This window comes from Sphingomonas brevis, assembly GCF_023516505.1.
Taxonomy (GTDB): domain Bacteria; phylum Pseudomonadota; class Alphaproteobacteria; order Sphingomonadales; family Sphingomonadaceae; genus Sphingomicrobium; species Sphingomicrobium breve.
On sequence record NZ_JAMGBB010000001.1, the window covers coordinates 336179 to 358510 of the forward strand.

The 22332-nt window shown below is 64.4% G+C and carries 26 protein-coding genes and 1 pseudogene; 18 read left to right on the forward strand and 9 right to left on the reverse strand.

The window, feature by feature from the left end; translation table 11 throughout:
- Positions 1–12: 12 nt before the first annotated feature.
- Both LZ518_RS01805 and LZ518_RS01810 read left to right on the forward strand, forming a co-directional pair.
- Positions 13–537, forward strand: a complete 525-nt coding sequence (locus LZ518_RS01805; protein ID WP_249914340.1) for a hypothetical protein — start codon at positions 13–15, stop codon at positions 535–537.
- Positions 516–1919, forward strand: a complete 1404-nt coding sequence (locus LZ518_RS01810; protein WP_249914341.1) for a DNA-packaging protein — start codon at positions 516–518, stop codon at positions 1917–1919. The genes LZ518_RS01805 and LZ518_RS01810 overlap by 22 nt, the downstream gene beginning before the upstream one ends.
- Positions 1920–1926: 7 nt before the next feature.
- On the opposite strand, the gene LZ518_RS01815 is transcribed toward LZ518_RS01810, so the two are convergent.
- Positions 1927–2184, reverse strand: a complete 258-nt coding sequence (locus tag LZ518_RS01815; protein WP_249914342.1) for a hypothetical protein — start codon at positions 2182–2184, stop codon at positions 1927–1929.
- An 85-nt stretch (positions 2185–2269) separates the two neighbouring features.
- On the opposite strand from LZ518_RS01815, the gene LZ518_RS01820 reads away from it, so the two are divergent.
- The 7 genes and pseudogenes from LZ518_RS01820 (at position 2270) to LZ518_RS01850 (ending at position 6489) form a co-directional block, all read left to right on the forward strand.
- Positions 2270–3367: a phage portal protein gene (locus tag LZ518_RS01820; RefSeq protein WP_249914343.1), complete on the forward strand. Its 1098-nt coding sequence runs from the start codon at positions 2270–2272 to the stop codon at positions 3365–3367.
- Positions 3364–3675 (forward strand): DUF6127 family protein, encoded by a 312-nt coding sequence (locus LZ518_RS01825; protein WP_249914344.1) that lies wholly within the window; start codon positions 3364–3366, stop codon positions 3673–3675. The genes LZ518_RS01820 and LZ518_RS01825 overlap by 4 nt, the downstream gene beginning before the upstream one ends.
- Positions 3672–4067 carry an HK97 family phage prohead protease gene (locus tag LZ518_RS01830; RefSeq protein WP_249914345.1) on the forward strand — a complete coding sequence of 132 codons (396 nt, stop codon included), beginning with the start codon at positions 3672–3674 and terminating at the stop codon, positions 4065–4067. The genes LZ518_RS01825 and LZ518_RS01830 overlap by 4 nt, the downstream gene beginning before the upstream one ends.
- An 83-nt stretch (positions 4068–4150) precedes the next feature.
- Positions 4151–4447: a hypothetical protein gene (locus LZ518_RS01835; protein ID WP_249914346.1), complete on the forward strand. Its 297-nt coding sequence runs from the start codon at positions 4151–4153 to the stop codon at positions 4445–4447.
- Positions 4437–5015: a toxin-antitoxin system HicB family antitoxin gene (locus tag LZ518_RS01840; protein WP_249914347.1), complete on the forward strand. Its 579-nt coding sequence runs from the start codon at positions 4437–4439 to the stop codon at positions 5013–5015. The genes LZ518_RS01835 and LZ518_RS01840 overlap by 11 nt, the downstream gene beginning before the upstream one ends.
- A complete protein-coding gene (locus LZ518_RS01845; protein WP_249914348.1) occupies positions 5002–5259 on the forward strand; it encodes a hypothetical protein in 258 nt (85 codons plus the stop codon). Before LZ518_RS01840 ends, LZ518_RS01845 begins: the two co-directional genes overlap by 14 nt.
- 95 nt (positions 5260–5354) lie before the next feature.
- Positions 5355–6489, forward strand: a pseudogene (locus LZ518_RS01850) (phage major capsid protein).
- 6 nt (positions 6490–6495) lie between these two features.
- On the opposite strand, the gene LZ518_RS01855 reads toward LZ518_RS01850, so the two are convergent.
- A complete protein-coding gene (locus LZ518_RS01855) occupies positions 6496–7311 on the reverse strand; it encodes a class I SAM-dependent methyltransferase (protein ID WP_249914349.1) in 816 nt (271 codons plus the stop codon).
- 50 nt (positions 7312–7361) lie between these two features.
- Here LZ518_RS01855 and LZ518_RS01860 point away from each other — a divergent pair, with 50 nt between their 5' ends.
- From LZ518_RS01860 to LZ518_RS01890, 6 genes are all read left to right on the forward strand, one after another.
- Positions 7362–9059 (forward strand): phage tail protein, encoded by a 1698-nt coding sequence (locus tag LZ518_RS01860; protein ID WP_249914350.1) that lies wholly within the window; start codon positions 7362–7364, stop codon positions 9057–9059.
- 10 nt (positions 9060–9069) lie between these two features.
- Positions 9070–9564, forward strand: coding sequence for a DUF2793 domain-containing protein (locus tag LZ518_RS01865; protein WP_249914351.1), 495 nt, complete (start codon positions 9070–9072; stop codon positions 9562–9564).
- Between the two features lie 153 nt (positions 9565–9717).
- Positions 9718–10566, forward strand: coding sequence for an outer membrane protein (locus LZ518_RS01870; RefSeq protein WP_283938146.1), 849 nt, complete (start codon positions 9718–9720; stop codon positions 10564–10566).
- Positions 10567–10696: 130 nt separating this feature from the next.
- Positions 10697–11095: an OmpA family protein gene (locus tag LZ518_RS01880; RefSeq protein WP_249914352.1), complete on the forward strand. Its 399-nt coding sequence runs from the start codon at positions 10697–10699 to the stop codon at positions 11093–11095.
- A 323-nt stretch (positions 11096–11418) separates the two neighbouring features.
- Positions 11419–11697 (forward strand): antibiotic biosynthesis monooxygenase, encoded by a 279-nt coding sequence (locus tag LZ518_RS01885; protein ID WP_249914353.1) that lies wholly within the window; start codon positions 11419–11421, stop codon positions 11695–11697.
- Positions 11694–12209: a superoxide dismutase family protein gene (locus LZ518_RS01890; RefSeq protein WP_249914354.1), complete on the forward strand. Its 516-nt coding sequence runs from the start codon at positions 11694–11696 to the stop codon at positions 12207–12209. Before LZ518_RS01885 ends, LZ518_RS01890 begins: the two co-directional genes overlap by 4 nt.
- Before the next feature lie 37 nt (positions 12210–12246).
- Here LZ518_RS01890 and LZ518_RS01895 read toward each other — a convergent pair whose 3' ends face one another.
- The 4 genes from LZ518_RS01895 to LZ518_RS01910 all read right to left on the reverse strand — a co-directional run bounded on the left by LZ518_RS01895 (position 12247) and on the right by LZ518_RS01910 (position 17317).
- Positions 12247–13410 (reverse strand): FAD-dependent oxidoreductase, encoded by a 1164-nt coding sequence (locus tag LZ518_RS01895; protein WP_249914355.1) that lies wholly within the window; start codon positions 13408–13410, stop codon positions 12247–12249.
- 5 nt (positions 13411–13415) lie between these two features.
- A complete protein-coding gene (locus tag LZ518_RS01900) occupies positions 13416–13952 on the reverse strand; it encodes a GNAT family N-acetyltransferase (protein WP_249914356.1) in 537 nt (178 codons plus the stop codon).
- 97 nt (positions 13953–14049) lie between these two features.
- Positions 14050–16755 carry a TonB-dependent receptor plug domain-containing protein gene (locus LZ518_RS01905; protein WP_249914357.1) on the reverse strand — a complete coding sequence of 902 codons (2706 nt, stop codon included), beginning with the start codon at positions 16753–16755 and terminating at the stop codon, positions 14050–14052.
- 85 nt (positions 16756–16840) lie between these two features.
- Positions 16841–17317, reverse strand: a complete 477-nt coding sequence (locus LZ518_RS01910) for a vgr related protein (protein ID WP_249914358.1) — start codon at positions 17315–17317, stop codon at positions 16841–16843.
- A 104-nt stretch (positions 17318–17421) separates the two neighbouring features.
- Between LZ518_RS01910 and LZ518_RS01915 the strand changes: the two genes are divergently transcribed.
- From LZ518_RS01915 to mltG, 3 genes are all read left to right on the forward strand, one after another.
- Positions 17422–17658, forward strand: coding sequence for an acyl carrier protein (locus tag LZ518_RS01915; protein WP_106639538.1), 237 nt, complete (start codon positions 17422–17424; stop codon positions 17656–17658).
- Positions 17659–17762: 104 nt separating this feature from the next.
- A complete protein-coding gene (gene fabF / locus LZ518_RS01920) occupies positions 17763–19025 on the forward strand; it encodes a beta-ketoacyl-ACP synthase II (RefSeq protein ID WP_249914359.1) in 1263 nt (420 codons plus the stop codon).
- Between the two features lie 10 nt (positions 19026–19035).
- On the forward strand, positions 19036–19998 hold the full coding sequence (gene mltG / locus LZ518_RS01925) for an endolytic transglycosylase MltG (protein ID WP_249914360.1): 963 nt from the start codon (positions 19036–19038) through the stop codon (positions 19996–19998).
- 36 nt (positions 19999–20034) lie between these two features.
- Here the strand turns inward: mltG and LZ518_RS01930 are convergent, their stop codons facing one another.
- The 3 genes from LZ518_RS01930 to LZ518_RS01940 form a co-directional block, all read right to left on the reverse strand.
- A complete protein-coding gene (locus LZ518_RS01930; protein ID WP_249914361.1) occupies positions 20035–20316 on the reverse strand; it encodes a hypothetical protein in 282 nt (93 codons plus the stop codon).
- 19 nt (positions 20317–20335) lie between these two features.
- On the reverse strand, positions 20336–20686 hold the full coding sequence (locus LZ518_RS01935) for a MarR family transcriptional regulator (protein WP_249914362.1): 351 nt from the start codon (positions 20684–20686) through the stop codon (positions 20336–20338).
- A 137-nt stretch (positions 20687–20823) separates the two neighbouring features.
- Positions 20824–22221, reverse strand: coding sequence for a leucyl aminopeptidase family protein (locus LZ518_RS01940; protein WP_249914363.1), 1398 nt, complete (start codon positions 22219–22221; stop codon positions 20824–20826).
- Between the last annotated feature and the right edge of the window lie 111 nt (positions 22222–22332).

Here is a 22332-nt window from a genome sequence, read left to right on the forward strand (position 1 = left end):
GTGGAGGCGTGTTTGGCGGAGCTTGTACTGGAAGGCGGAAAACGGCCGAGGACGATCCGGCCGTCGCACCGCAGCTGGACCAAGGCGAAGGAGAAAACCTTTCTCGAGGCGCTGGCGACAAGCTGCAACGTCAAGCTGGCGGCCAAGCAGTCAGGCCTGTCGACCAGCGGCGCCTATATCCGCCGGGCCAGGGATGCGAATTTTCGCGCCGCCTGGGACCAGGCGCTGGCGACCGGCTACGCACAGCTTGAAATGACCATGCTGGAACGGGCGCTGCACGGGGTCGAAAAGACCGTGATCGCCCGTGACGGCACGACGACGGTGATGCGCGAATATAGCGACCGGGTCGGCCTGGCCCTGCTCCGTATGCATCGCGACAGCGCGGCGATGGCTGGCGAAGGCGCTGGCCATGAGGAGTATCGCGAGGCGTGCGAGCGGATCATGGAACGGCTCGAACGATTGCGGGAAAGCGACAAGGTTGAAACCAAGTCGGCCGACCGCGTGGCGACCATCGCATGGGCGTTGGGCCGGCGATGAGGATAGACATACCCCGCCGCCTGATGGAACGGCTGGCGCGGCTTCCAAGGGACCAGCAATTCGAATGGCTGGCGAAGTGCCGGCCGCAGGACGCGCTGCTGCTGGATGCGGCGTTCGAGGCCTGGGCCAATGACAATCAACTCCAACCCGGCGGGGATGGTTGGCGGGTGTGGCTGATGATGGCCGGGCGCGGGTTCGGCAAGACGCGCGCCGGGGCGGAATGGATCCACGCCCTCGCGTTGCACGGGGCCAAGCGGATCGCACTGGTCGGGGCATCGATCGACGAGGCGCGGAGCGTGATGGTCGAAGGGCAAAGCGGCTTGCTCAGCATTGCCCGGCGGCAGCGGGTCAGGGTCAAGTGGGAACCGGGATTGGGACGAATGACCTGGCCGAGCGGGGCCATGGCGAGCCTCTATTCCGGGGATCATCCGGACGGCCTGCGCGGACCGGAACATCATTTCGCCTGGTGCGACGAGCTCGCCAAATGGCGGCGCGCCGAAGAGAGCTGGGCCAATTTGCAGATGGGATTGAGATTGGGATCGCGCCCGCGGGCACTGGTGACGACGACGCCGAGGCCGATGCGGCTGCTGGAGCGGATCCGGGGCGATACCTGGACGGTAGCGAGCAGGGGCAAGACCGGGGACAATATCTCCCTGCCGGGAAGCTTCATCGACGTGATGACGGCAACCTATGGCGGATCGCGGCTTGGCCGGCAGGAGCTGGACGGCGAGCTGATGGCCGAGGCGGAGGGCAGCCTGTTTCCGCGGGCGCTGCTGGAGAGATGCAGGATTCAATTGCTCCCCGGCGCAGGCCGGGGCCCAGGAGCGCCGAAAGGCGCTGCTGACGCAGCGCACTGGACCCCGGCCTACGCCGGGGAACTGGATAGAGTTGTGGTCGGGGTCGATCCGCCGGCATCGGTCGGCGGCGATGCGTGCGGGATCGTGGTCGCCGGGCGCAGCGACGGAAAGCTGTACGTATTGGCCGATTGCAGCGTCGCCGGCGCAAGCCCCGAGCGCTGGGCCGCGGCAGTGGCGCGGGCGGCGGAGGATTGGGGCGCAAGCCATGTCGTCGCCGAAGCCAACCAGGGCGGGGCGATGGTCGAAAGCGTGCTCAAGGCCGCGGACGCCGGCCTGAAGGTCAGGCTGGTTCATGCCTCGCGCGGCAAGGTGGCGCGGGCGGAGCCGGTTGCGATCCGGTTCGAGGCCGGCCGGGCGTTCCTGGCCGGGATATTTCCCGAGCTGGAGGAAGAATTGTCAGGCTTGCAGATCGGCGGCGGTTACGAGGGCCAATCGCGCTCGCCCGACCGCGCGGACGCAATGGTGTGGGCGTTGACCGAGCTCAGCGAAACGAGGAGCGGAGTGCCCAGGGTACGGATGTTATAGCGGGCGTTCAAACGCGGCGGATTCCATTCAGGAGTTCGTGCAGGCTGAGCAGTTGGCTGATGTCGGTTTCACGGTGTTTGACCTGGTTCTTGGCCGCGGCCTGATAATCGCCATTCTCGATCAACAGCAGCTGGTCTCGCCAGAATTTCAGCGACTTTCGAGCGTGAATCAGCTCGTCGTCGATACGGGCAAGCAAACGGTCAATCGGCATAAGCAACAGGCCCCCAGGGTACAGGCGCAACGACTGGTTGCGCGGGGTCAACATTCCACAGCCGAACCGATTGTTGCAAGTTTTTTTCCAGAATTTGCAGATATTTATCGCGCTCGGCGCTCAGCATAGGAAGCATCGCATGGCATTTTGGTTCGGCCGCAAAAGCGCGCCGGAAAAGCAACCCTTTGTGCCCGTTTGGCTGCAGGGTGAGGGCGAAGGCGGCGGCTTTGCGCGCGGCTATGCTGCACAGCTTGACGAGGTTTATCGCCGCAACCCGGTCGGCCTTCGCGCGGTGCGGCTGGTGGCGGGGCTGGCAGGCGGGCTGCCGCTGTTCGGTCATGAAGAAGCGGTCGCGCTGGTCAAGGAAGGTGGCCTGCTGGAGCAGGCGGCGGCAAACCTGTTGTTGCACGGAAATGCCTATGCCCGGCTGGCGGCCGACAGCCATGACCGGCCCGCGATATTACAGCTGATGCGGCCGGAACGGGTCAGCGTGGCGTGCGGCGCCGACGGCTGGCCTAGCGCCTATCTTTACCGGGCCGGCGGGCAGGTGGTGCGGATCGCGAAAGAGGATGCGCTGGGGCGGCGGCAGGTGGCGCACCTGAAGGCGTTGGACCCCGGCGACGATCTTTATGGGCTGGGCTGTCTGGACGCGGCGATCGGCGCGGCGAGCGTGCACAATCGGGCGTCACGCTGGAACAAGGCGCTGCTCGACAATGCAGCGCGCCCTTCTGGGGCGCTGGTCTATGAGCCGGGCGACGGGTCGAGCCTGGGGCCGGAACAGTTCGACCGGCTGAAACAGGAATTGGGCGAGCAGTTTTCGGGAAGCGCCAATGCCGGACGGCCGCTGTTGCTCGACGGAGGGCTCAAATGGCAGGCGCTTGGCCTGTCGCCGACCGACATGGATTTCGTCGCGGTCAAGGAAGGAGCGGCGCGCGACATCGCGCTGGCGTTCGGGGTGCCGCCGGTGCTGGTCGGGCTGCCCGGCGATGCGACCTACGCCAATGCGCGGGAGGCGGGGCGGGCGCTCTACCGGCAGACCATCCTGCCGATGGCGGAAGTCATGCTGCGGGATCTGGGCGCGATGCTGGGCGACTGGCTTGGGCCGGTCACGATCGAGGTCGACACCGACCGGATCAGCGAGCTGGCCGAGGATCGGGCGAGGCTGTGGGAAAGCGTCGGCGCCGCGGAGTTTCTGAGCCGCGAGGAGAAACGCGAGCAGCTGGGATTTGGAGCATGAGCAGTGACGGATTGCTGGCGCGGCTAATGGCGCAGGCCGAGGGGCGCGGAGTGGATTTGATCACGCTTCGCGCGCTGGTCGAGGAGGGGGCGCAGGCCGGGGCGAGCAGGGCGCTCGGAGCGCTTGGGCTCGACGACCAGCGGGCCCGGCGCGACATGGACGAATTGCGCGAGCTGCTGTCGGCCTGGCGCGATGCCAAGCGGTCGGCGCGGCAGGCGGTTGTGAGCTGGGCGGTGCGGCTATGCCTTGCGCTGCTGCTGATCGGGCTGGCGGTGCGGCTGCGGCTGACCGATTTGGTGACGGGATGAGCGTTCGCTTTGCCGGCTATGCCGCCATCTTCGACCGGCCGGACAAGGGCGGCGACCTAATCCGTCCGGGTGCTTTCACGGAGAGCCTTGGCAAGGGCGATGTGCCCCTGCTGTGGCAGCACAAGGCCGGCGCGGTGATCGGGCGGATCGAGCATTTGAGCGAGGACCGGCGCGGCCTGCGCGTGATCGCGGAGCTGGGTGAGGGCGCGGACGCGGCGCGCGCTGCGAGCCTGGTGCGGAGCGGAAGGCTCGACGGCTTGAGCTTCGGCTATCGGGTGCGGGAGGCGGGGCGGAGCGGTGGGCTTCGCGAGCTCAAGCGACTTGAGCTGGTCGAGGTCAGCCTGGTGGCGGAACCGATGCAGCCCAAGGCGCGGGTGCATGCGGTGGAGTGAATGACCAATGAGGCAATTGGTCAAAATGAACGTCCCGGTAAGGCTAGTCCTTCACATTTTCCTATGGTACCGCATATAGTACCATGGATGAGACTAAGCTCGCCAGGATTCGCGATGACATTGCCGCCGCGCGCCGCAAGCCCCAGACTCAAGGTGACCTTGCCGGGCTCGCCAGCCGCCTTGGCCGAACTCACCGCAAGGGTGGCAAAGGGAAGCACCAGACATGGGTGACGAGTTTGCCGGGCTGCTATCCTCTTTCGATCCCGGCCGGGAAGCGTCGGGATTTGAAGCCTGGCACGAAGAAAAGTGTTTTAGATCAACTGGAAGGTGACGTGGAAGCGTGGGAGATGATGTTGCAGGAGCAGGCCAATGGCGCGTAAAAAAGTAATGGCAAATGAAGGGCAGCCGATCGATGCTTCGGCGCGTCTCCGTATGCCTTACGGACGACTGCTCATTCCCGAAGAAGAGGGCGGCTACCGTGCCGAAATTCTCGAGTTTCCAGGCTGCATCGCAGAGGGTGACGATGCAGAGGAGGCGCTAGCTGAATTAGAGGCCGCTGCAGAAGAATGGATTGAGGCTGCGTTGGAAATGGGTTCTCCAATTCCACCCCCGCTGGATGAAGCGAATTTCAGCGGCAGGCTCAATTTACGCCTGCCCAAGAGCTTGCATCGAAAGGCAACTCTGGCTGCCGAGCTTGATGGTGTGAGTCTAAATCAGCTCATCGTAGCAAGCATCGCTGAATGCCTCGGACAGAAATCGTCAGCAGCTATGCCGAAACCGGAAGCTCAATGTCTGTGGTTCGCGCCTCAGGGGCACGGCTACACCATGGGCTCATTCGCGCCGAACGCTGGTCATCTGCATTTCCGAGAGTCGATTCACAATTCCGCCGATCATCAAATGGTGATTGGTATTATGGCCAACCGAGGACTTTTTGATGCCAACCGCTAACCAATACTCGCTCTCCCACCGGGAGCTTACCGAGATCATCATCAAGCATGCCGATGTCCACGAAGGTAAGTGGATGCTGATGGCGACCTTTGGATTCAATGCGGGCAATTTCGGCCCTTCGGAGAACGACGTCTTGCCGGGTGCCGTGGTTGCAATCCAGCAACTTGGTATCCAACGGGCAGAGGCTGGCGCTCCGGCTGGGATGATTGTCGACGCGGCCGAGGTAAATCCGAAAAAGAAATAGTCTTGAAAGTCATTTCCGCTTCGGCGGGGATGTCGACGATTGGGAAACGCAAGGGTCGCTTCGGCGGCCCTTTTTTATGGACGAAAGGAATGGCGATGATCGAAGTGAAGGCGGATGGGCTGGAGGCGTCGTTCGACGCGCTTGAGAATGAGGGCGTCGAGGCGCTGAAGGCGGAGCTGGCGCTCTTGAGGAAGCGGGTCGACGAGGGGGTGATCGCCGCGCAGCGGGTGCCGTTATCCGGTTCTGGCCTGGACGGCGCAAAAATCGGCCGAAGCAAACGCATTCGTCGAACAATATCTGAGGAAAGGCATCGAACGAGGGCTGGAGCAAAAGGCGGTCGGCAGCTCGACGGATGCGATCGGCGGCTATGCCGTGCCGCGCGAGATCGACGACAAGATCGACGCGACGCTGGTCGCCATCTCGCCGATCCGGTCGATCGCCAATGTGGTGAAGGTCGGCAGCGCCGGATACCGCAAGCTGATCACCACCGGCGGAACCCCGTCGGGCTGGGTCGCCTATGAGGCGGCGCGGCCGATGACGGGCACTCCGACCTTCAGCGAGATCGTGCCCGCGTCGGGCGAGCTTTACGCCAATCCGGCCGCATCGCAGCAGATGCTCGACGATGCGATGTTCGACGTCGAGTCATGGCTGGCAAACGAGATCGCGACCGAGTTCGCGCGGGCGGAGGGCAATGCGTTCGTCAATGGCACGGGCGCCAACCAGCCGTTGGGCTTCCTGCGCTCGCTCAATTCGGCAGCGCTGGACGGCGCTCGCCCGCAGGGGACGCTGCAGTTCATCGGGACGGGCGTTTCGGCGGGCTTCCCCGCGACCAATCCGCAGGACAAGATCCTGGACCTGGTCCAGTCGCTGCGGCCGCCCTACCGCCAGGGCGCGGCGTTCGTGATGAACAGCGCGACCGCGACCGCGATCCGCAAGTTCAAGACCGCCGACGGCGCCTATGTCTGGCAGCCGGGACTGGTGTCGGGCGCTCCCGCGACCCTGCTCGGTTATCCGGTGATCGAGGCGGAGGATATGCCCGACGTGGCCGCGAGCAGCCTATCGATCGCGTTCGGCAACTTCCAGGCCGGCTATACGATCGCCGAAAGGAACGCGACGACGATCCTGCGCGACCCCTTCACCAACAAGCCCTACGTCCATTTCTACGCAACCAAGCGGGTCGGCGGGCAGGTGGTGAATTCGGAAGCCATCAAGCTGCTCAAGTTCGCCTGAGCCGGCTCAGCGGCGCGTCCCAATCGCGACCCAATATGGCGCGCGCTCGGAGAAGCGGATGTTTTCCAGGCCGCAGCGCTCCATCATCGCCTGGATTTCGGGCCTGGTGAAGCGCTGCTCCAGCCTGGTTCCGAACCGGTCGAGGGCGTCGGTCCGCATCGTGTAGAAGCTGAGGTTGCGGTACCAGCTGAGCGGGATGGAGGAGGGGTCGCGGCCGGCCTGTTCGACCAGGCGTGCGGTACGGGCGAGCGGCCAGTAGGTCGTCGCGGCGATCAGGCCGGCGACGGCTTTGCGCGCCGTAAACGGGAGGTTGGAAACGATCCTCCGGCCGATATCCGATCCGCGCCACAACAGGCGGAACCAGAGCGGGCGATTGTCGAAGCGATAGTAGATGTAGAGCAGGAACTGGCCGCCGCGCCTGACCTTGGCGACCGCATTGCGCAGCGCCGCTTCAGGGTCCGGGATGTGGTGGAGGACGCCGAGGCTGTAGCCGAAGTCCTGGCTGCCGTCGGCCAACGGAATGTCGTCGGCCGACGCGCGATGGAAAGTGACGTTGGGGCAGTCGGCAAGGTTGCGCCGGGCGACGTCGATCGCGTCGGACGGGTCGATGCAGTGCAGCTTGCCGCACTGCGGCGCGACGAATTTTGCCCAGCGCCCCGATCCGCAGCCGAGGTCGAAGCCTTCGCCCAGATCGGTGAAATCGAACATCGAGAAATAATCGCCGAACATGCTGCGGGCATCGCCGTCGCTGAGGGCGGACTGGTCGAACGACTGCCACTCACGGCCAAAGCCTTCGACGGTCGAGGGGTCGATGTTCTTCACGGCGAGGTTCCTATCAGCGGGCCGCCTGAACAATTCAAGGAAGAGCTGGGATGATTACGACCAACATCGCCGAGGCCGCGATCGGCATATCCGAGGCCCAGGCCTTTGCCCGCATCGAGACCGGCGAGGAGGATGCCCTGCTGGCCGCGCTCGTCCGGACGGCCAGCGCGCTGTGCGAATGCTTCACCGGCCTGCTCGCCGACGCCAGTGATGGCCTGATCGATTGCGACGACCCGAGGCCGATCCCGGGCTTTGCCGCGCATGGCTCGTCAATCGGCGATGCGCTGCATGGCCTGGTCGATCTGGCCGGGGTCGAGCTGTTCGATGAAAATGGTCGGCTGGCGTCCCCCGGCGCGACGCCGGTGACCCTTGTCGCGGCGCAGGAGTTGGGCTGCGACAGCGACGATGACGCCAGGCCCATGACCGAGCAGGTTCGGGCCCCGAATGTCGACCGGCCCGCCGCATTGTCGCTCGGCTATTATGACCCGGACCGCGACTATCAGGCAGGCCAGATGCGCTCGTCAGGCGGCGGAAGCGGCAGCCGCGACGAACGGATCGAGCTTCCGGTCGTGCTCGCCGCGGCGCAGGCAAGGCTGTTTGCCGAGGGAGCCTACGCGCGGCGGTGGCGGAGCGGCGATCGCGTCAAGCTGCGCTTGCCGCCGTCGCAGATGGGATTGCGCCCCGGACAGGCGATCCGGCTGGCGAGCGTCACGCGCTCCTGGGTGGTCAGGTCCGTCTCGATCGAGGGGATGGCGGTCGCGGTGGAAGCCGAGGATGCGCCAGTGGCCGTGCCCGCGCTGCCCGCCGCGCCAGGCCGGGCGGTCAGCGAACCGGACATCGGGATTGGACGGACCGAGCTGGCGCTGATCGAATTGCCGCCGATGGGCGACGCGCCCGAAGCCTCGGCAACGCTTTACCTCGCCGCCTCCAACGCCGGCCTGTGGAAGCCGGTGGCAGTCGAGCTGACGAATGGCGTTGATCCGGCCGGCAGCGTCGCCATGACCCGGCGCGCCGTGATCGGGATGGCCGAGAGCCTGCTCGACGCGCGGTCGCCGCCGATCTTCGACGAAGTGTCGAGCGTCATCATCCGGCTCGCCAATGGCGGGCAATATTTGCTCAACGCCGACGACGACGCGCTGATGGCTGGTGCGAACCTGGCAATCCTTGGGGACGAATTGCTGCAGTTCGGCCGTGCGGAGCAGGTTGGCGCTGGCCTATATCGTCTGTCGCACCTGCTGCGCGGCCGGCGCGGGACCGAATGGGCATCGGCGACCCATGCAGTCGGTGACCGGTTCTGCCTGATAGACGTCGCGGCAATGAAGCCGGTCACCCTGCCGCCCGGTTCGGTCGGGACCGCCCTAACCGCAACGGCGCACGGAATTGGAGATATTGCGCCGCTGCCGGTTGTCGAACGGCTGATCCGCGGGGAAAGCCTGCGGCCGCCATCGCCATCCCATCTGACGCTTCGCAGGGACGGCACCAGCCTGGTCGCAAGCTGGACCCGCCGCAGTCATCGCGGCTGGGCATGGATCGACGGCGTCGGCGTTCCCGACGATCCGTTCCCGGAGACGTACAGGCTGAACCTGACGGGCACCGGCGGAACGCTGACTTCCGAGTCGGCCGATTGCTCGGCGGCGTTCGGCCTGGCCGAGCTTCCGGGCAAGGCCGGTGAAGCAATCGCGATGGCGGTGTCGATCGTCGGTCCCGCCGCGCTGTCGCACCCGGCGACTGCATCGATCATCCTTTAGGGGGACTTCCATGGACAATAGTGCGCGATTCGCCCTTCCGCTGTTGAGCCCGGGCCAGGCGCAGAAGGAAATTTTTCACAACGAGAGCCTGCATCGGGTCGACATGCTCCTTTGTCCGGTTGTCGAAGGAGCGGAAATCGCCGTGCCGCCCGCCGAACCGGAGGCCGGCACTTGTTACCTGGTCGCGCCGGGAGCAGCCGGGGCCTGGGCGGGGAAGGACGATATGCTGGCCGGCTTCACCGATGGGGGTTGGCGATTCATCGCCCCAATCGAAGGAGTTAGGCTGTTCGACCGGAGCAGCGGACAGATGGTCGTGCGCCGCGGCGGTGCCTGGGAAACCGGCATCCTTCGCGCACAGCAGCTGCAAATCGACGGTGCCACGGTGGTTCGGGAGCGGCAGCCGGCAATCGCCGATCCATCGGCCGGCAGCGTCGTCGACAGTCAATGCCGGTCGGCGGTATCGGCCATATTGGCGATGCTGCGGACCCACGGATTGATCGATTAATCCGGCCCCAAATCCTTGCGCTTAGGGGGAATCAGGGAGATTTGTGCGGCATTTGGGCAACAGGCCCGAATTTTGTAATCTTGCACCGCAACGGCCCCTCTCATAAGGTGTTCGGGCAGTTCTGATTTGGAACGCATGTGAAAGGGGATAATTATGCGGAAGCTGGCCATTTTGGCGGCGCTTGCTTCGACTGCGTTGGCGACCCCAGCTGTCGCTCGCGACAAGAGCTGGTATGCCGGCGTTGAAGGCGGCGTTATGCTTGCCGAAGACCCAGACCTCGACGTTGATTTTGACGACGGCGAAGTCAGCGGCTCGGTCGATAACGGTCTTCATCTCGACTATAAGACGGGTCTCGATATCGACCTCGTCGGCGGTTACGACTTCGGTGGTTTCCGTCTCGAAGCCGAGCTTGGTTACAAGAATGCAGGTATTGACGAAGTTACCTTCGGCCCCGGCATCCTTGATAGCGACGCAGTCACGATCGACACCAGCGGCGACGTTCGCGTCCTGTCGGCGATGGTCAATGGCTTGCTCGACTTTGGCGACGACGATAACTGGAGCGGCTATCTCGGTGCCGGTATCGGTTTCGCCAGCATCAAGCATGACCTTGATGTCGACGATATCGACGATCCGAGCAGCACCGACAGCGGCTTGGCCTGGCAGATCGTTGCGGGTGTCCGCAAGGCGATTACCCAGAACCTCGATCTTGGCCTGAAGTATCGCTTCTTCAACACCAAGGCCTATGACTTCGGCGATCTCGAACAGGACGGCATCGAAGCAACAGGCAAGTTCCGCTCGCACTCGCTGCTGCTGAGCTTGATCTACAACTTCTACTCGCCGCCTCCGCCGCCGCCGCCTCCGCCGCCGCCGCCTCCGCCGCCGCCTCCGCCGGCGACGCAGACCTGCCCGGACGGCTCGGTGATCCTGGCAACGGACGCGTGCCCACCGCCGCCTCCGCCGCCGCCGCCGCCGCCTCCTCCTCCGGAGCCGGAACGCGGTTAAGCCAGACGGCTGGTTTAAAAGTTACCCCGGGAGCGCTTCGGCACTCCCGGGGTTTCTTTTTGCGCGTTGCCCGCGTCGCGGGCGCGCCCTAAGCCGTCCGGGTATTGTCCGGCAGCAAAGGGCGAGGCGAATGTTCAAATGCGTATTGGCCGCGACGCTGGCGATCGCCTGGGGCGGCGTTGCGGCCGCGCAACAGCCGGCACCGCTGATGTTGTTCTTCGACTGGGGCAAGCCCGACATCCGCAGCGACGACCTGGCCGTGCTCGACCAGGCCGTCGCCACATGGCGCGCCAGTCCCGGCTCCCGGCTCACGCTATCCGGATATACCGACCGGTCGGGCGGTGCCGCTCACAACCTCAGGGCATCGCTCGAGCGGGCGAAAACGGTCTGCCGGGAGCTGGAGAAACGCGGCGTGCCGTCCAGCGCGATCAGCATGGCCGGCTTTGGCGAAGAACGGCCGCTGGTGCCGACCGAGGACGGCGTGCGCGAAGTTCAGAACCGCCGGGTCGAAATCCGCGTCGGCAGTTAGGCGTAAACCAACTCCTCTTTCTTCTTCGGATTCCAGCCGCGCACGCGGACCTTGTTGTCGACGAAGCAGGAGCGTGAAATTGGCGACCGGGAGCTTTTGCGTCCTCCCTATCGGAGACTGCGGCGGTGAGGACTATAAGCCGCAGCGCGGAGTCGGACCAAAATGGGCAGGCTTCGCCGAGGAGGATTGACCGTCACGGAGTGAATCCGTGACGTCGATCGACACGGCTGCGCCGGTCGTCGGCCGGTTCTCGCCGTCTCTTCGACATAAGCTCACTTTTGCCGGGCAAAACTTCGCTTATGCTCGGCGGCGGGAGAACAGCTATGACCGCATTCAACGCCGTCCGCTTCAAGGTGAAGCCAGGCCGAACCCAGGAGTTCCTCGACGCTCACCAAAGCGTCGACCGCGACTGGCCGGGCCTTAGGCACGTCAACATGATCCAGACCGGCGACGACAGTTTCTGCATCATCGGCGAATGGGACAGCATGGACGCGATGGCCGCGGCGCGGCCGTTCATGATCGCGACGCTCGACACGTTCCGCGACACGCTGGACGGTGACACCGATCCTGTGTCGGGGCCCGTGGTGCTGGAGCTTAAATGATACGCCTGGCTCGCCTGGCGGCCCTCGTCGTCCCGCTGATTATCGCGTCTGAGGCCCAGGCCAAGGGCTGGGGCCCCAAATCACCGATCGTCCGCGGCGATGGCACGGCGATCGGCACCGTCCGCGTTCGTGAGACGCCCGGCGGGCTGGCGATGAAGCTGGAGGCCAGCGGCTTGCCGCCCGGCGAGATCGGCATGCACATCCATGCCGTCGGCCGCTGCGACGGGCCCGATTTCGCCAGCGCCGGCCCGCACTGGAACCCGGCCGGCAAGCAGCATGGCCGATTGAACCCGGCGGGCGAGCATCTTGGCGACCTCGGCAATTTGTGGGTGGGCGCGGACGGCAGCGTCAGAATGGACATGCTGCCCGACCCGGCCGGCAGCGTGCCGAGCCCGTTCGACGGTGACGGAGCGGCGCTGGTCGTCCACGCCCAGAAGGACGACGAAAAGACCGACCCCAGCGGCAATAGCGGCGCCCGGATCGCCTGCGCGGTGCTCAAGGCCGGGAAATAGGCCGGTTTACCGTCAGCCGCGAGCGGTTTTGCCGGCGCTAATGAACTTCGCGGCTTTGCGTTTCGCCCTTGGTGGCAAGGCTGAAGCGCGGCTCGGACTTAGTTTCGCTGCCTAGCGCCAGCTCCGCGGCCAAACGCCCGACTTCCGGCCCATGCTTGAAGCCATGGCCGGAACCGCCGCCGACCAGCACGACGTTGGACATGGTCGGATGGCGGTCGATCAGGAAATCGCCGTTCGAGCTATTCTCGTACTGGCAGACCTCGGCACTGGTAACGCGCGCGCCTTTGAGCAGCGGAAAGCGGCGGTCACGAAAGGCAATGACCTCGTCGAGCGCTTCGCTTGTCGGCTCGCGCGACTGGGTGTCGGGATCGACCGCGGCGCCATGCTTGTCGTGGGCGAATTTGACACCGCGGCCTTCCAGGTCCGGCAGGCCATAATACATGTCGCCGGCGTTGAAATCAGCCCAGCCCGGCATGGTGTGAGGCTGGAAGCGATCGTCACCGTCGGGCGGGGCAAAGGTGAAAATCTCCTGTCGCGTGGCGAAGATGCGCCCGCCGAGGATGGCCGGGAATATGTTGGGAAGCCACGGCCCCAGCGCGAAGACAAATGCGTCCGCCTCCAGCGTCGCTCCGCTGGCAAGCTTTAGTGCTGTAAGCCGACCGTCCACTTGCCTGGGTGCTTGCGCGGCTTCGTGGCGGTACTCACCCCCCGATGCCGCAAAATTGCTGACGAGGGTTTGCACGGCGCGGCGTGCCATCAGCGAGCCGAACCCGGGCTCAAATATGCCGGCGGCGACACCGGTGAAATCGATCATTGGGAAGCGCCTGGCCATGGCCGTTGCATCCATATGCTCGGTCGGAAGGCCGAGCGCCTCGTGCACGGCCAGGGTATCCGCCAGGTAAGGCTCGCCGGCCGGAAAGAAGAACAGCACGCCATTCGGAATGAAGATCGGCAGGCCGGCAGTCGCGCTGAGTGCTTTCCATTCCGACAGGCTGTCCAACGCCATCCGCGTGTAGATGGCGTCCTTGCCATAGGCACCGCGGGTGAGGCGGCTTTCCCCGCCCGAACTGGCGCGGCTATTGGCCGGACCCGCCATGTCGACCAGCACCACCCGATGGCCGCCCCGGCGAAGATGCTCGGCGGTCCAGGCGCCGAACACGCCGGCGCCGATCACCGCAATTCGAACGCCGCTACCCGGCATCGCAGCTAAAGCGCCTTTTCCATGCGCAGCAGGGGCACCTGGACGCCGTCGATCGGGGCTGACAGCACGGGCTCGACCGGAAGGTAGCCAAAGGCGCGGTAAAGCGGCTCCCCCGCCATGGTGGCCATCATCTCGGCTCGCGCGAAGCCGGCCTTCCGCGCCGCCTCCTCGCATAGCCGAAGGACGGTGCTGCCGATCCCCCGCCGGGCGAAGTCGGGGTCGGTATACATGGCGCGAATCTTGGCTGCATCGGTTGCGGGGTCGAGCGCCACCGGCTCACGGGTGACGATGCTGTCGTCTCCGCCATAGAGCGTCGCCCGCCAGCTCCAGCCCCCACTGCCGACGATCCGCCCGTCCAGCTCGACCACGAAATAGGTACCGTCGAGAACCAGCTGCGTATCGAGGCCCATCACCTTGTGGCTCGCACGGACCTGCTCGGGGCTGAGGAAATCGTCCTGCAACCGCTCGATCGCGCGCGTCATCAGCGCACGCAACGCAGGAAGGTCATCGGGGATGGCCAGGCGATGGGTAAGTATCGTCATCACCTGCGATGGTGCGGCCAGCCTTGCCGTTGCGCAAATAAAAAAGGGGCGGGAAGTTTGCGCTTCCCGCCCCGATATGAAGCCCAGGCTCAAAGGATCAATATTTGATCCGAAGCCGGGTGTACCAGAAGCCGCCGTTGATCCCGAAGGGACCGCCGTTGCGGGGATAGACCTGACCGTCGCCAAGGCTGTCGGTCAGCAGGAAGATCGGGTTGGCCGTCGAGGCCGCGATCTTGTCCGGATACTGATCGAACAGGTTGTTGGCGCCGACCGACACGGTGAAGTGCTCCATGAAGGTGTAGCTTGCCTCAATGTCGGTGGTGAACTTCGACCCGAACTTCTGGCCCGGATAATCCACCTCGGACCGCCAGCTGCCGTAGAAATGCTCGGCCGCATTGATCGCGAACGGTCCCTGCCTCCAGCTTGCCTGGAGATTCGCACGGTGGTGTGGTGCCAGACGCTCGGCGTCGGTGATCTGGGCCTGCGTGATCTGGCCCACAACGAAGTCGGTGACCTTGGTCTTGTTATAGTTATAGGCCAGCGTCAGATCGAGGTTACCGTCGAACAGGTCGGTCCGATAGGTGCCGACGAAATCGACGCCCGAGGTGCGCGTGTCGAACGAGTTGGTGAAATATTGCACCACGCCGCCGACGCCGACCGAGGCAAGCGCTGGCAAGATGTCGATGTCAGCCTGGGTCACCGCGAACGGGGCCGAGATGAAGATGCGGTCGCGCACCTTGATCCGGTACAGGTCCAGCGTCAGCGTCAGGTTGCTCATCGGTGTGACAACAAACCCCAGGCCATAGTTGGTTGCCTTGGCCGGCCCGAGCGAAGTTGCCCCATAGAATTGGGCAATCTCGCTGGTAACCGGGAAGGTGCCCGTCTGTACCGACACACCAGAAATAAAGTTGGTGGTCAGCACCTGCGCATTATTCTGTCCTGGCGACGGAGCGTGGAAGCCCGTGCCAACCGTCGCGCGGACAGCGAAGGCATCGCTGAAGTCGTACTTGCCGTTGATCTTGAACACGGTGGTGCCGCCGGAACTTTCGTAATGTTCATGGCGGACCGCCGCACCCAGGGTCAGCTGCTCGGTGACGTCTGCTTCGGCGCCGCCGTAGATGCCCCAGCTTTCTTCGCTGTTGCTGCCGGCGAAGGTCGGACTGGTTCCGCCGTAGCCGCTAGCCGCAGGAGCCTCGATGTATACGCAATTGACCGGGTCGCCCATGACCGTTCCGACGGTCACGCATTCCGGATCGGTCCGCAGTACCGGCGTAAAGACGCCAGGAGCAATCTGCCTGTAGATCGCCTGGTTGGCCCACGGACCGACACCGAACGACTGTTCGTCGCCAGGCGTGGTCTTGTAGGTTTCCTTGCGGAGTTCGGCGCCGGCCGAGAAAGTAATCGGGCTGGCGAGGCCGGCCTGCATTTCGTAGGCAACGTCGAGGTTGAGGTTCGCTTCCTTCTGGATCTGCTTGCCGAACTGGAACTCGGTCTGCGATTCAGGCCCGAACGACGGGCTGATCGAATTATACATCGACAGGTCGAGCTTGTTCCGGGCCAGAGAGCCGGAGATGTCATAGCGGAAGCCCGAGTCAAACGAGCCCCTTACGCCGACCGCGCCAAAGATCTGGTCGGTGACGCCGACAAAGCGCGGCGTGAAGCCGCCCGGATAGATGCTGCTCAGGTTGAAGGTATTGCCATCGAGCACGAAAGCGCCAGCCGGGCAGGTCGGATTGGCCGCCGGGCAGGGCGTTTGGTAATAGGGATGCTGGAAGAATTCGCGGCCGATCCCCGTTGCAGGGGCGATATTGATGCCATTGTCACGGTCACCAATGTCATGAACTCCGACAAGCGACGAGCGGAAGTTGAAGCTCTGGTCCGCCTCTGTGTGAGCCAGGTTGCCGAAGAGGTAGATCGTGGCCTTTTCAGACGCTTCATAGCCCGTATTGAGCATGAACTTGTAGCCGTGCGTCGGCGACTGGCCCCAGATCTGCGCGGGCAGCGGGAAATGGGGAAGCTGGTCCGCCAAATCCGGATTCTCTTCGGCGAAGACAACCGCCGTCGGCCGGGTTTCGCCGCGGCTGGTCTGGTTGTCGTCAAACCATTCGCCGGACAGGTTTATGAAGCCGCCTTCGCCAAGCTTTACGCCGAGATTGCCGGCGATCTGCTTGCCTTCGCCATCGCCCTCGTAAAATTGGCCGTAGCGCCCGATCAGCTCATATCCGGCGTCGTCGCGCAGCCCGTAGTTGAGCACGCCGGCGATGGCGTCCGAACCATATTGCGCGGTCGCGCCTTCACGCAGGATCTGGAGGTTCTTGATGGCGATCGACGGGATCGACGAAATGTCCGAGCCATGCGAGCCGAAGGCCAGGCCGCTTTCGCCGCCGCTGAACACCTGGACGAGGGCCGAGCGGTTGAACCGCTTGCCGTTGAGCATGACCAGCACTTCGTCAGGCGGAAGGCCGCGCAGCGAAGGCGGGCGGACGAAGGTCGATGCGTCGGAAATCGTGTTCTGGCCGACGAAGAAGGACGGCACGATGTTCTTCAGCGTATCGAGCATGTTGGCGGTCGGAGCCGCCTGCAGGTCCTGAGACGAAACGACATCGACCGGCGAGGCCGAGTCCGTGATGCTGCGATCGAGACGGCGGGTGCCGGTGACAACGATCTCACGGCCTTCGTCCGGCGCGGGTTGCGCGGCCGCTGGCTGCGCTGGCGCAGTGTCCTGGGCCCATGCGGGCGTTGCGAGCGCCAAGGTTGCGGCACCGATCATGAGGCTGCGCGCGGCGTAGCTACGAAAAATCATCTTCAATTCCCCCTGTTGGAATTTTCGACTGGGGGCAGCCTATGCTAGTTCGCGCTTGCGAACAGGGGGGGGCAGGCGTTTCGTTTCAGGACTGTTGCGAAACAGTAACAGTTCGATTGAACGGCAGGAAACTGCGATCCGTTAATGGCCCGGCCGCCGTGCCGCATGCGGCGAGGAAGCAATGGCGGACCATTTCGGCCTGCTGTTCCAGGCCGTACCGGTCGAACGGCCGCCCCTCGATCATTCGGTAGCCATAGCGGCAGAACGGGTGCCTCATCAGCGGCAGGTAGAATTTTCCGCGCGTCTGGGCCTGCCAGACGTGGGTCATTTCGTGAATGAACAGGCCCTGCAGCGACAGCCGTTCGGTCGAGAAGTCTTCGGACCACATCGGACTATCGGGATGGAAGTGGATATTACCGGTCGGGGCCATGACGATCCCCTTGGGCTGGAACGGCCACCACTTGCGCCTGACCAGGCGGACCCGGCCATAGTCGATGGCGTCACCGAACATCGATCGTGCGAGCTCGATCTCTCCATGCGTGAGGGGGCGGGCGCCTGTCATCTTGTTTTATACAGTTAAGCGGCCAAATACGCCGCGTCGAGAATGCTTGCCGTTGGCCGCACTGGCCGCTAGGGCAGCCCAAAATCTAATGGAGGAAAGTCCACATGAGCGAGACCGCTGACCGGGTGAAGAAGATCGTCGTCGAGCATCTCGGCGTCGAAGCCGAGAAGGTCACCGAGGAAGCGAGCTTCATCGACGATCTGGGCGCCGACAGCCTCGACATCGTTGAGCTGGTGATGGCCTTCGAAGAAGAATTTGGCGTCGAAATCCCGGACGATGCGGCCGAGAAGATCGCCACCGTCAAGGATGCGATCGACTATATTGACCAGAACAAGGGCTGATCGGGACCGATCGGCTGCCGCCCGCCGATGAGGCGGCACGAACGGCTTCCCGTATTTATCGGGAGGCCGTTTGCGTTTGAGGACGGGTTGAAGGGAATATCTGCATGCGCCGTGTCGTGGTGACGGGTCTGGGTCTGGTGACGCCGCTGGGTGGCGACGTCGAGACCACATGGGCAAACATCCTGGCAGCAAAGTCTGGCGCGGGGCGGATCACCCGGTTCGATTCCAGCGACCAGAAATGCCACGTCGCCTGCGAAGTGAAGCCGGCCGATCATGCTTATGGCTTCGACCCCAACAAGCGCGTCGATCACAAGGTGCAGCGCCAGGTCGACCCGTTTATCGTCTACGGCATCGATGCCGCCGGTCAGGCGATCGAGGACGCCGGCCTAACCGAGATGGACGAGGCGACGCGGTTTCGCGCCGGCTGCTCGATCGGGTCCGGCATCGGCGGCCTTCCCGGCATCGAGAGCGAATCGCTGGTGCTTGCGGAAAAGGGGCCGGGCCGCGTCAGCCCGCACTTCGTGCATGGCCGCCTGATCAACCTCATTTCCGGCCAGGTATCGATCAAATATGGCTTGATGGGTCCAAACCACGCGGTGGTCACCGCCTGCTCGACCGGCGCCCATTCGATCGGCGACGCTGCACGGATGATCAAGGACGACGACGCCGACATCATGCTGGCCGGTGGCGCCGAGGCTACCATCTGCCCGATCGGAATTGCCGGCTTCGCCCAGGCGCGCGCACTGTCGACGAATTTCAACGACCAGCCGGAGAAGGCGTCGCGTCCCTACGACAAGGACCGCGATGGCTTCGTCATGGGCGAGGGCGCCGGGGTGGTGGTGCTCGAGGAATATGAGCATGCCAAGGCGCGGGGTGCGAAAATCTACGCCGAGGTGGTCGGCTATGGCCTGTCGGGCGACGCCTATCACGTCACAGCGCCGCACCCGGAAGGCTCGGGCGCTTACCGTTCGATGGAGATGGCGCTGAAGAAGGCGGGCATGACCTCGGCCGACATCGACTACATCAATGCCCATGGCACTTCGACCCCGATGGGCGACGAGCTTGAGCTGGGGGCGGTCCGCCGCCTGTTCGGCAACCAGATCGCCAACGTCTCGATGAGCTCGACCAAGTCGGCGATAGGCCACTTGCTGGGCGGCGCGGGCGCGGTCGAGACGATCTTCTGCATTCTCGCTCTCCGCGACCAGATCGTACCGCCAACGCTCAATCTCGATAACCCGAGCGAGGGTACTGCGGGCGTCGACCTGGTTCCGCACAAGGCGAAAAAGCGCGAAGTCCGCGCCGCGCTCAACAACAGCTTCGGCTTTGGCGGCACTAACGCCTCGCTGATCGTGAAGGCCGTAAACTGAGCACCAGAAAGTGATCAGGCGGCTGATCATTGGGTTGGCGGTTGGCATCGGCATCCCGTTCGCCGTGCTGCTGTTCAAATGGTACGGCGCCGGCCCTTCGGAGCAAGCGGCGCGCTTTGCAGTCGAAGAGGGATCGAGCGTGTCGGGCGTCGGCGCGCAACTTGAAAATGCAGGGCTGATCCAATCGACCACTTGGTTCAAGGTTGGCGCGCGGATCATTGGGAGCCGTGATCCGGTCCAGGCAGGCGAGTTTGAGATCCCAGCCGGAGCAAGTGCCGCCCAGGTCCTCGACATCCTGCAGCACGGCCGGCCGGTAATCAGGCTGATCACCATTCCCGAAGGCATGCCGTCGATCCTGGTGCAGGAAAAGCTGGCCGCCATCCCCGAGCTGACCGGTCCGGCGCCACTGCCGGCCGAAGGCTCGGTGCTTCCCAACAGCTATGACTGGCAGGCCGGCGAACCGCGTGCGGTCGTGCTGAAGCGGATGACCGACGCAATGATCAAGGAACTGGCAAGGCTGTGGGCCGATCGCAAAGGCAATTGCCCAGTCTATTCCGAGCAGGATGCGGTCATCCTCGCCTCAATCGTCGAGAAGGAAACCGGGAAGCCGTCGGAACGGCGGACAGTGGCTGGCGTTTACTGCAACCGCCTGCGCATCGGCATGAAGCTGGATGCCGACCCGACCGTCATCTACCCGATCACCAAGGGCAAGCCGCTCGGCCGGCGGATCAAGCGGACGGAGTTGAACGCGATTACCGGCTATAACACCTACCGGGAAGCGGGCCTGCCCAAGGGACCGATCGCAAATCCGGGGAAAGACAGCATAGCGGCAGTGCTTAGCCCGGCCCCGACCAAGGCGCTCTATTTCGTCGCGGACGGCACCGGCGGCCATGTGTTCGCCGATACGCTGGCCGAGCATAATGCCAATGTCGCCAAATGGTATGCGATCCGCCGCGCGCGTGGAGAGATGTGACCGCGAGCGAGTCATGCTGACGAAGGTCAGGATCCGTTAGATTCCGACCGCCTCCGCTTCGATATAACCGACCCGGCCGTCCGGACCATAGCCCCAGGCCCATCCCCGGCTCAGGTCAAGCATGCGAAGCTCGTCGCCGCTATTCAGCCTGGCAATCAGTTCCGCACCAGCCTCCGGCCCTGCCAGTAAATCCGCGCCGGCGACCAAATGGCGCACCAGCGGGTCGGCGTAGTGCGACGCGATGACCCGCCCGGCGAGGGCGGTGTCGGCCAGGTCCTTGCGATAGGCATGGGTCAGCGGATCGGGCGGATGGGACACGCCGGCCAGGGCAAACCACTCAACGGGTGGCGAAGGCGGGCTCTTTCCGGCGCTCTTCGAACTGGGCGCGTTGTGCTTCGTCGCCCCCCGCGACGTATCTTTTGAACCCTTCAAGAAAATTGGCCCCGTCATTGGTGCGGACGACAAAAACGTTACGGCGATCGTCCTGATCTCGCTCGCGGCGGAGATAGCCGAGCCCGCCCAAGGTATTCAAGGCGCGCGTGACGACGGGCTTGGAAACGCCGAGGCATCGGGCCAGCCCGCGCACGGTGTGCGGGCCTGGGGTCAGATACACCAGCATCAACAGGGCCATTTGGCGGTTGGTGAGATCGGGTTCCCCTGATCGCACATATTCGATCAACGCGCGCATCCAGGCCGATAGCGAAGGCTCGCCCATTGGTTCATCTTCTCCCATTGTCGCGTAGCCAATAGGAAACCGAGCAACGGCGGATTGGTTGCGTAACGATCTGCCAATATCGCGAAAAAATCGACCGTTGGATGGGCCGGTCAGACGGAATATTGCTGCCTCAGCATGGCGAAAACGGTGCGAAGCCCCATCGCGTCGCCTCCCTTGGGCCGGCCGGGCTTGGCCGACGGCCGCCAGGCGAAGGTGTCAAAATGGGCCCAGCTGGTGCCTTCGGGAACAAAGCGGCGAAGGAACAGCGCCGCGGTGACCGCGCCGGCCATGGGCGAATCAGCGGAATTGACCATATCGGCGAGGTCCGACTTGAGCATTTCGTCATAGCCATCCCACAGCGGCATCCGCCAGATCGGGTCGGATACCTCCCTTGCGGCGGTTTCGAGCGATGCGGCGAGGTCATCGCCATTGGCGAACATGGCGGGAAGGTCGGGGCCTAGCGCCACCCGCGCCGCGCCCGTCAGCGTAGCGAAGTCGATGATCAGCGCCGGTTCGCCCTCGCCCGCCTTGGCGAGGGCATCGCCGAGGACCAGGCGGCCTTCCGCGTCGGTATTGTCGATCTCGACCTTCAGGCCCTTGCGGCTGCGCAGCACGTCGCCCGGGCGGTAGGATGCCGCCGAAACGCTGTTTTCCACCGCGGGAATCAACAAGTGCAGCCGGACCGGTAATTTCTCGGCCATGATCAGCCGGGCCAGGGCCAGCGCATGGGCCGCGCCGCCCATATCCTTCTTCATCAAGCGCATCCCGCTGGCCGGCTTGATATCGAGGCCACCGCTGTCGAAGCAGACGCCCTTGCCGACGATCGCGACCCTGGGCGCGCTGTCCTTGCCCCAGTTGAGCTCGATCAGGCGCGGCGCGCGCTCCCGCGTGGCGCCCTGGCCGACCGCGGCGATCATCGGATAGCCCTGCGCCAGGGCGTCGCCGGCAGTTACCTCGACCTTTGCTCCAAAGGCCTTGGCGAGATCGCGTGCTGCCGCCTCCAGCTCGGCCGGCCCCATGTCGGCCGCGGGAGTGTCAACCAGATCGCGGACCAGGCAGGTTGCGTCGGCCAGGCGCACGGCGCGCTCGATCTCGGCAGCTTCCTTGGTCAGCAGGACGCGCGCCCCGCGCTGGTCCTCGACCTTGGACCGATAGTCGTTGAAGCGGTGCTGGCCGAGCAGCCAGCCGAGCATGGCAGGCCCCGGGTCGCCCTCGGCAAGGCGGTAGCTTCCCTCCGGCAGCGCCTCCGCCAGCCGGGCAAGGCACCAGGGCGACAGTTCAGCGATATTGGCGACCGCCGAAACAACGTCCCATTCCTGCCCTTGTCCGGTCGGCAGGACGATGAACTGGAAGGCGGTCTTGCCTTCGAACCGTGCAACCTCCACTAGCATCCGCCGGGCCGGGCTTTGCTTCTTCAGCCAGCCGGCGAAGCTAGCCTTGTCGACCAGATGGATGGCGTGCGCGGAACCTGCACGATCGGGCTGCAACAGTGGGGCGAAGTCAGTCATCGGCTGCCCTTAGCAAGGTGCGGGGCGAGGTTCCAAATACGGACTGGGCGTCCATAGCGTTAATGGTAGGAACAGCTTCCAAGGCTGAATGGTTGATTGATGCGTCGCCGG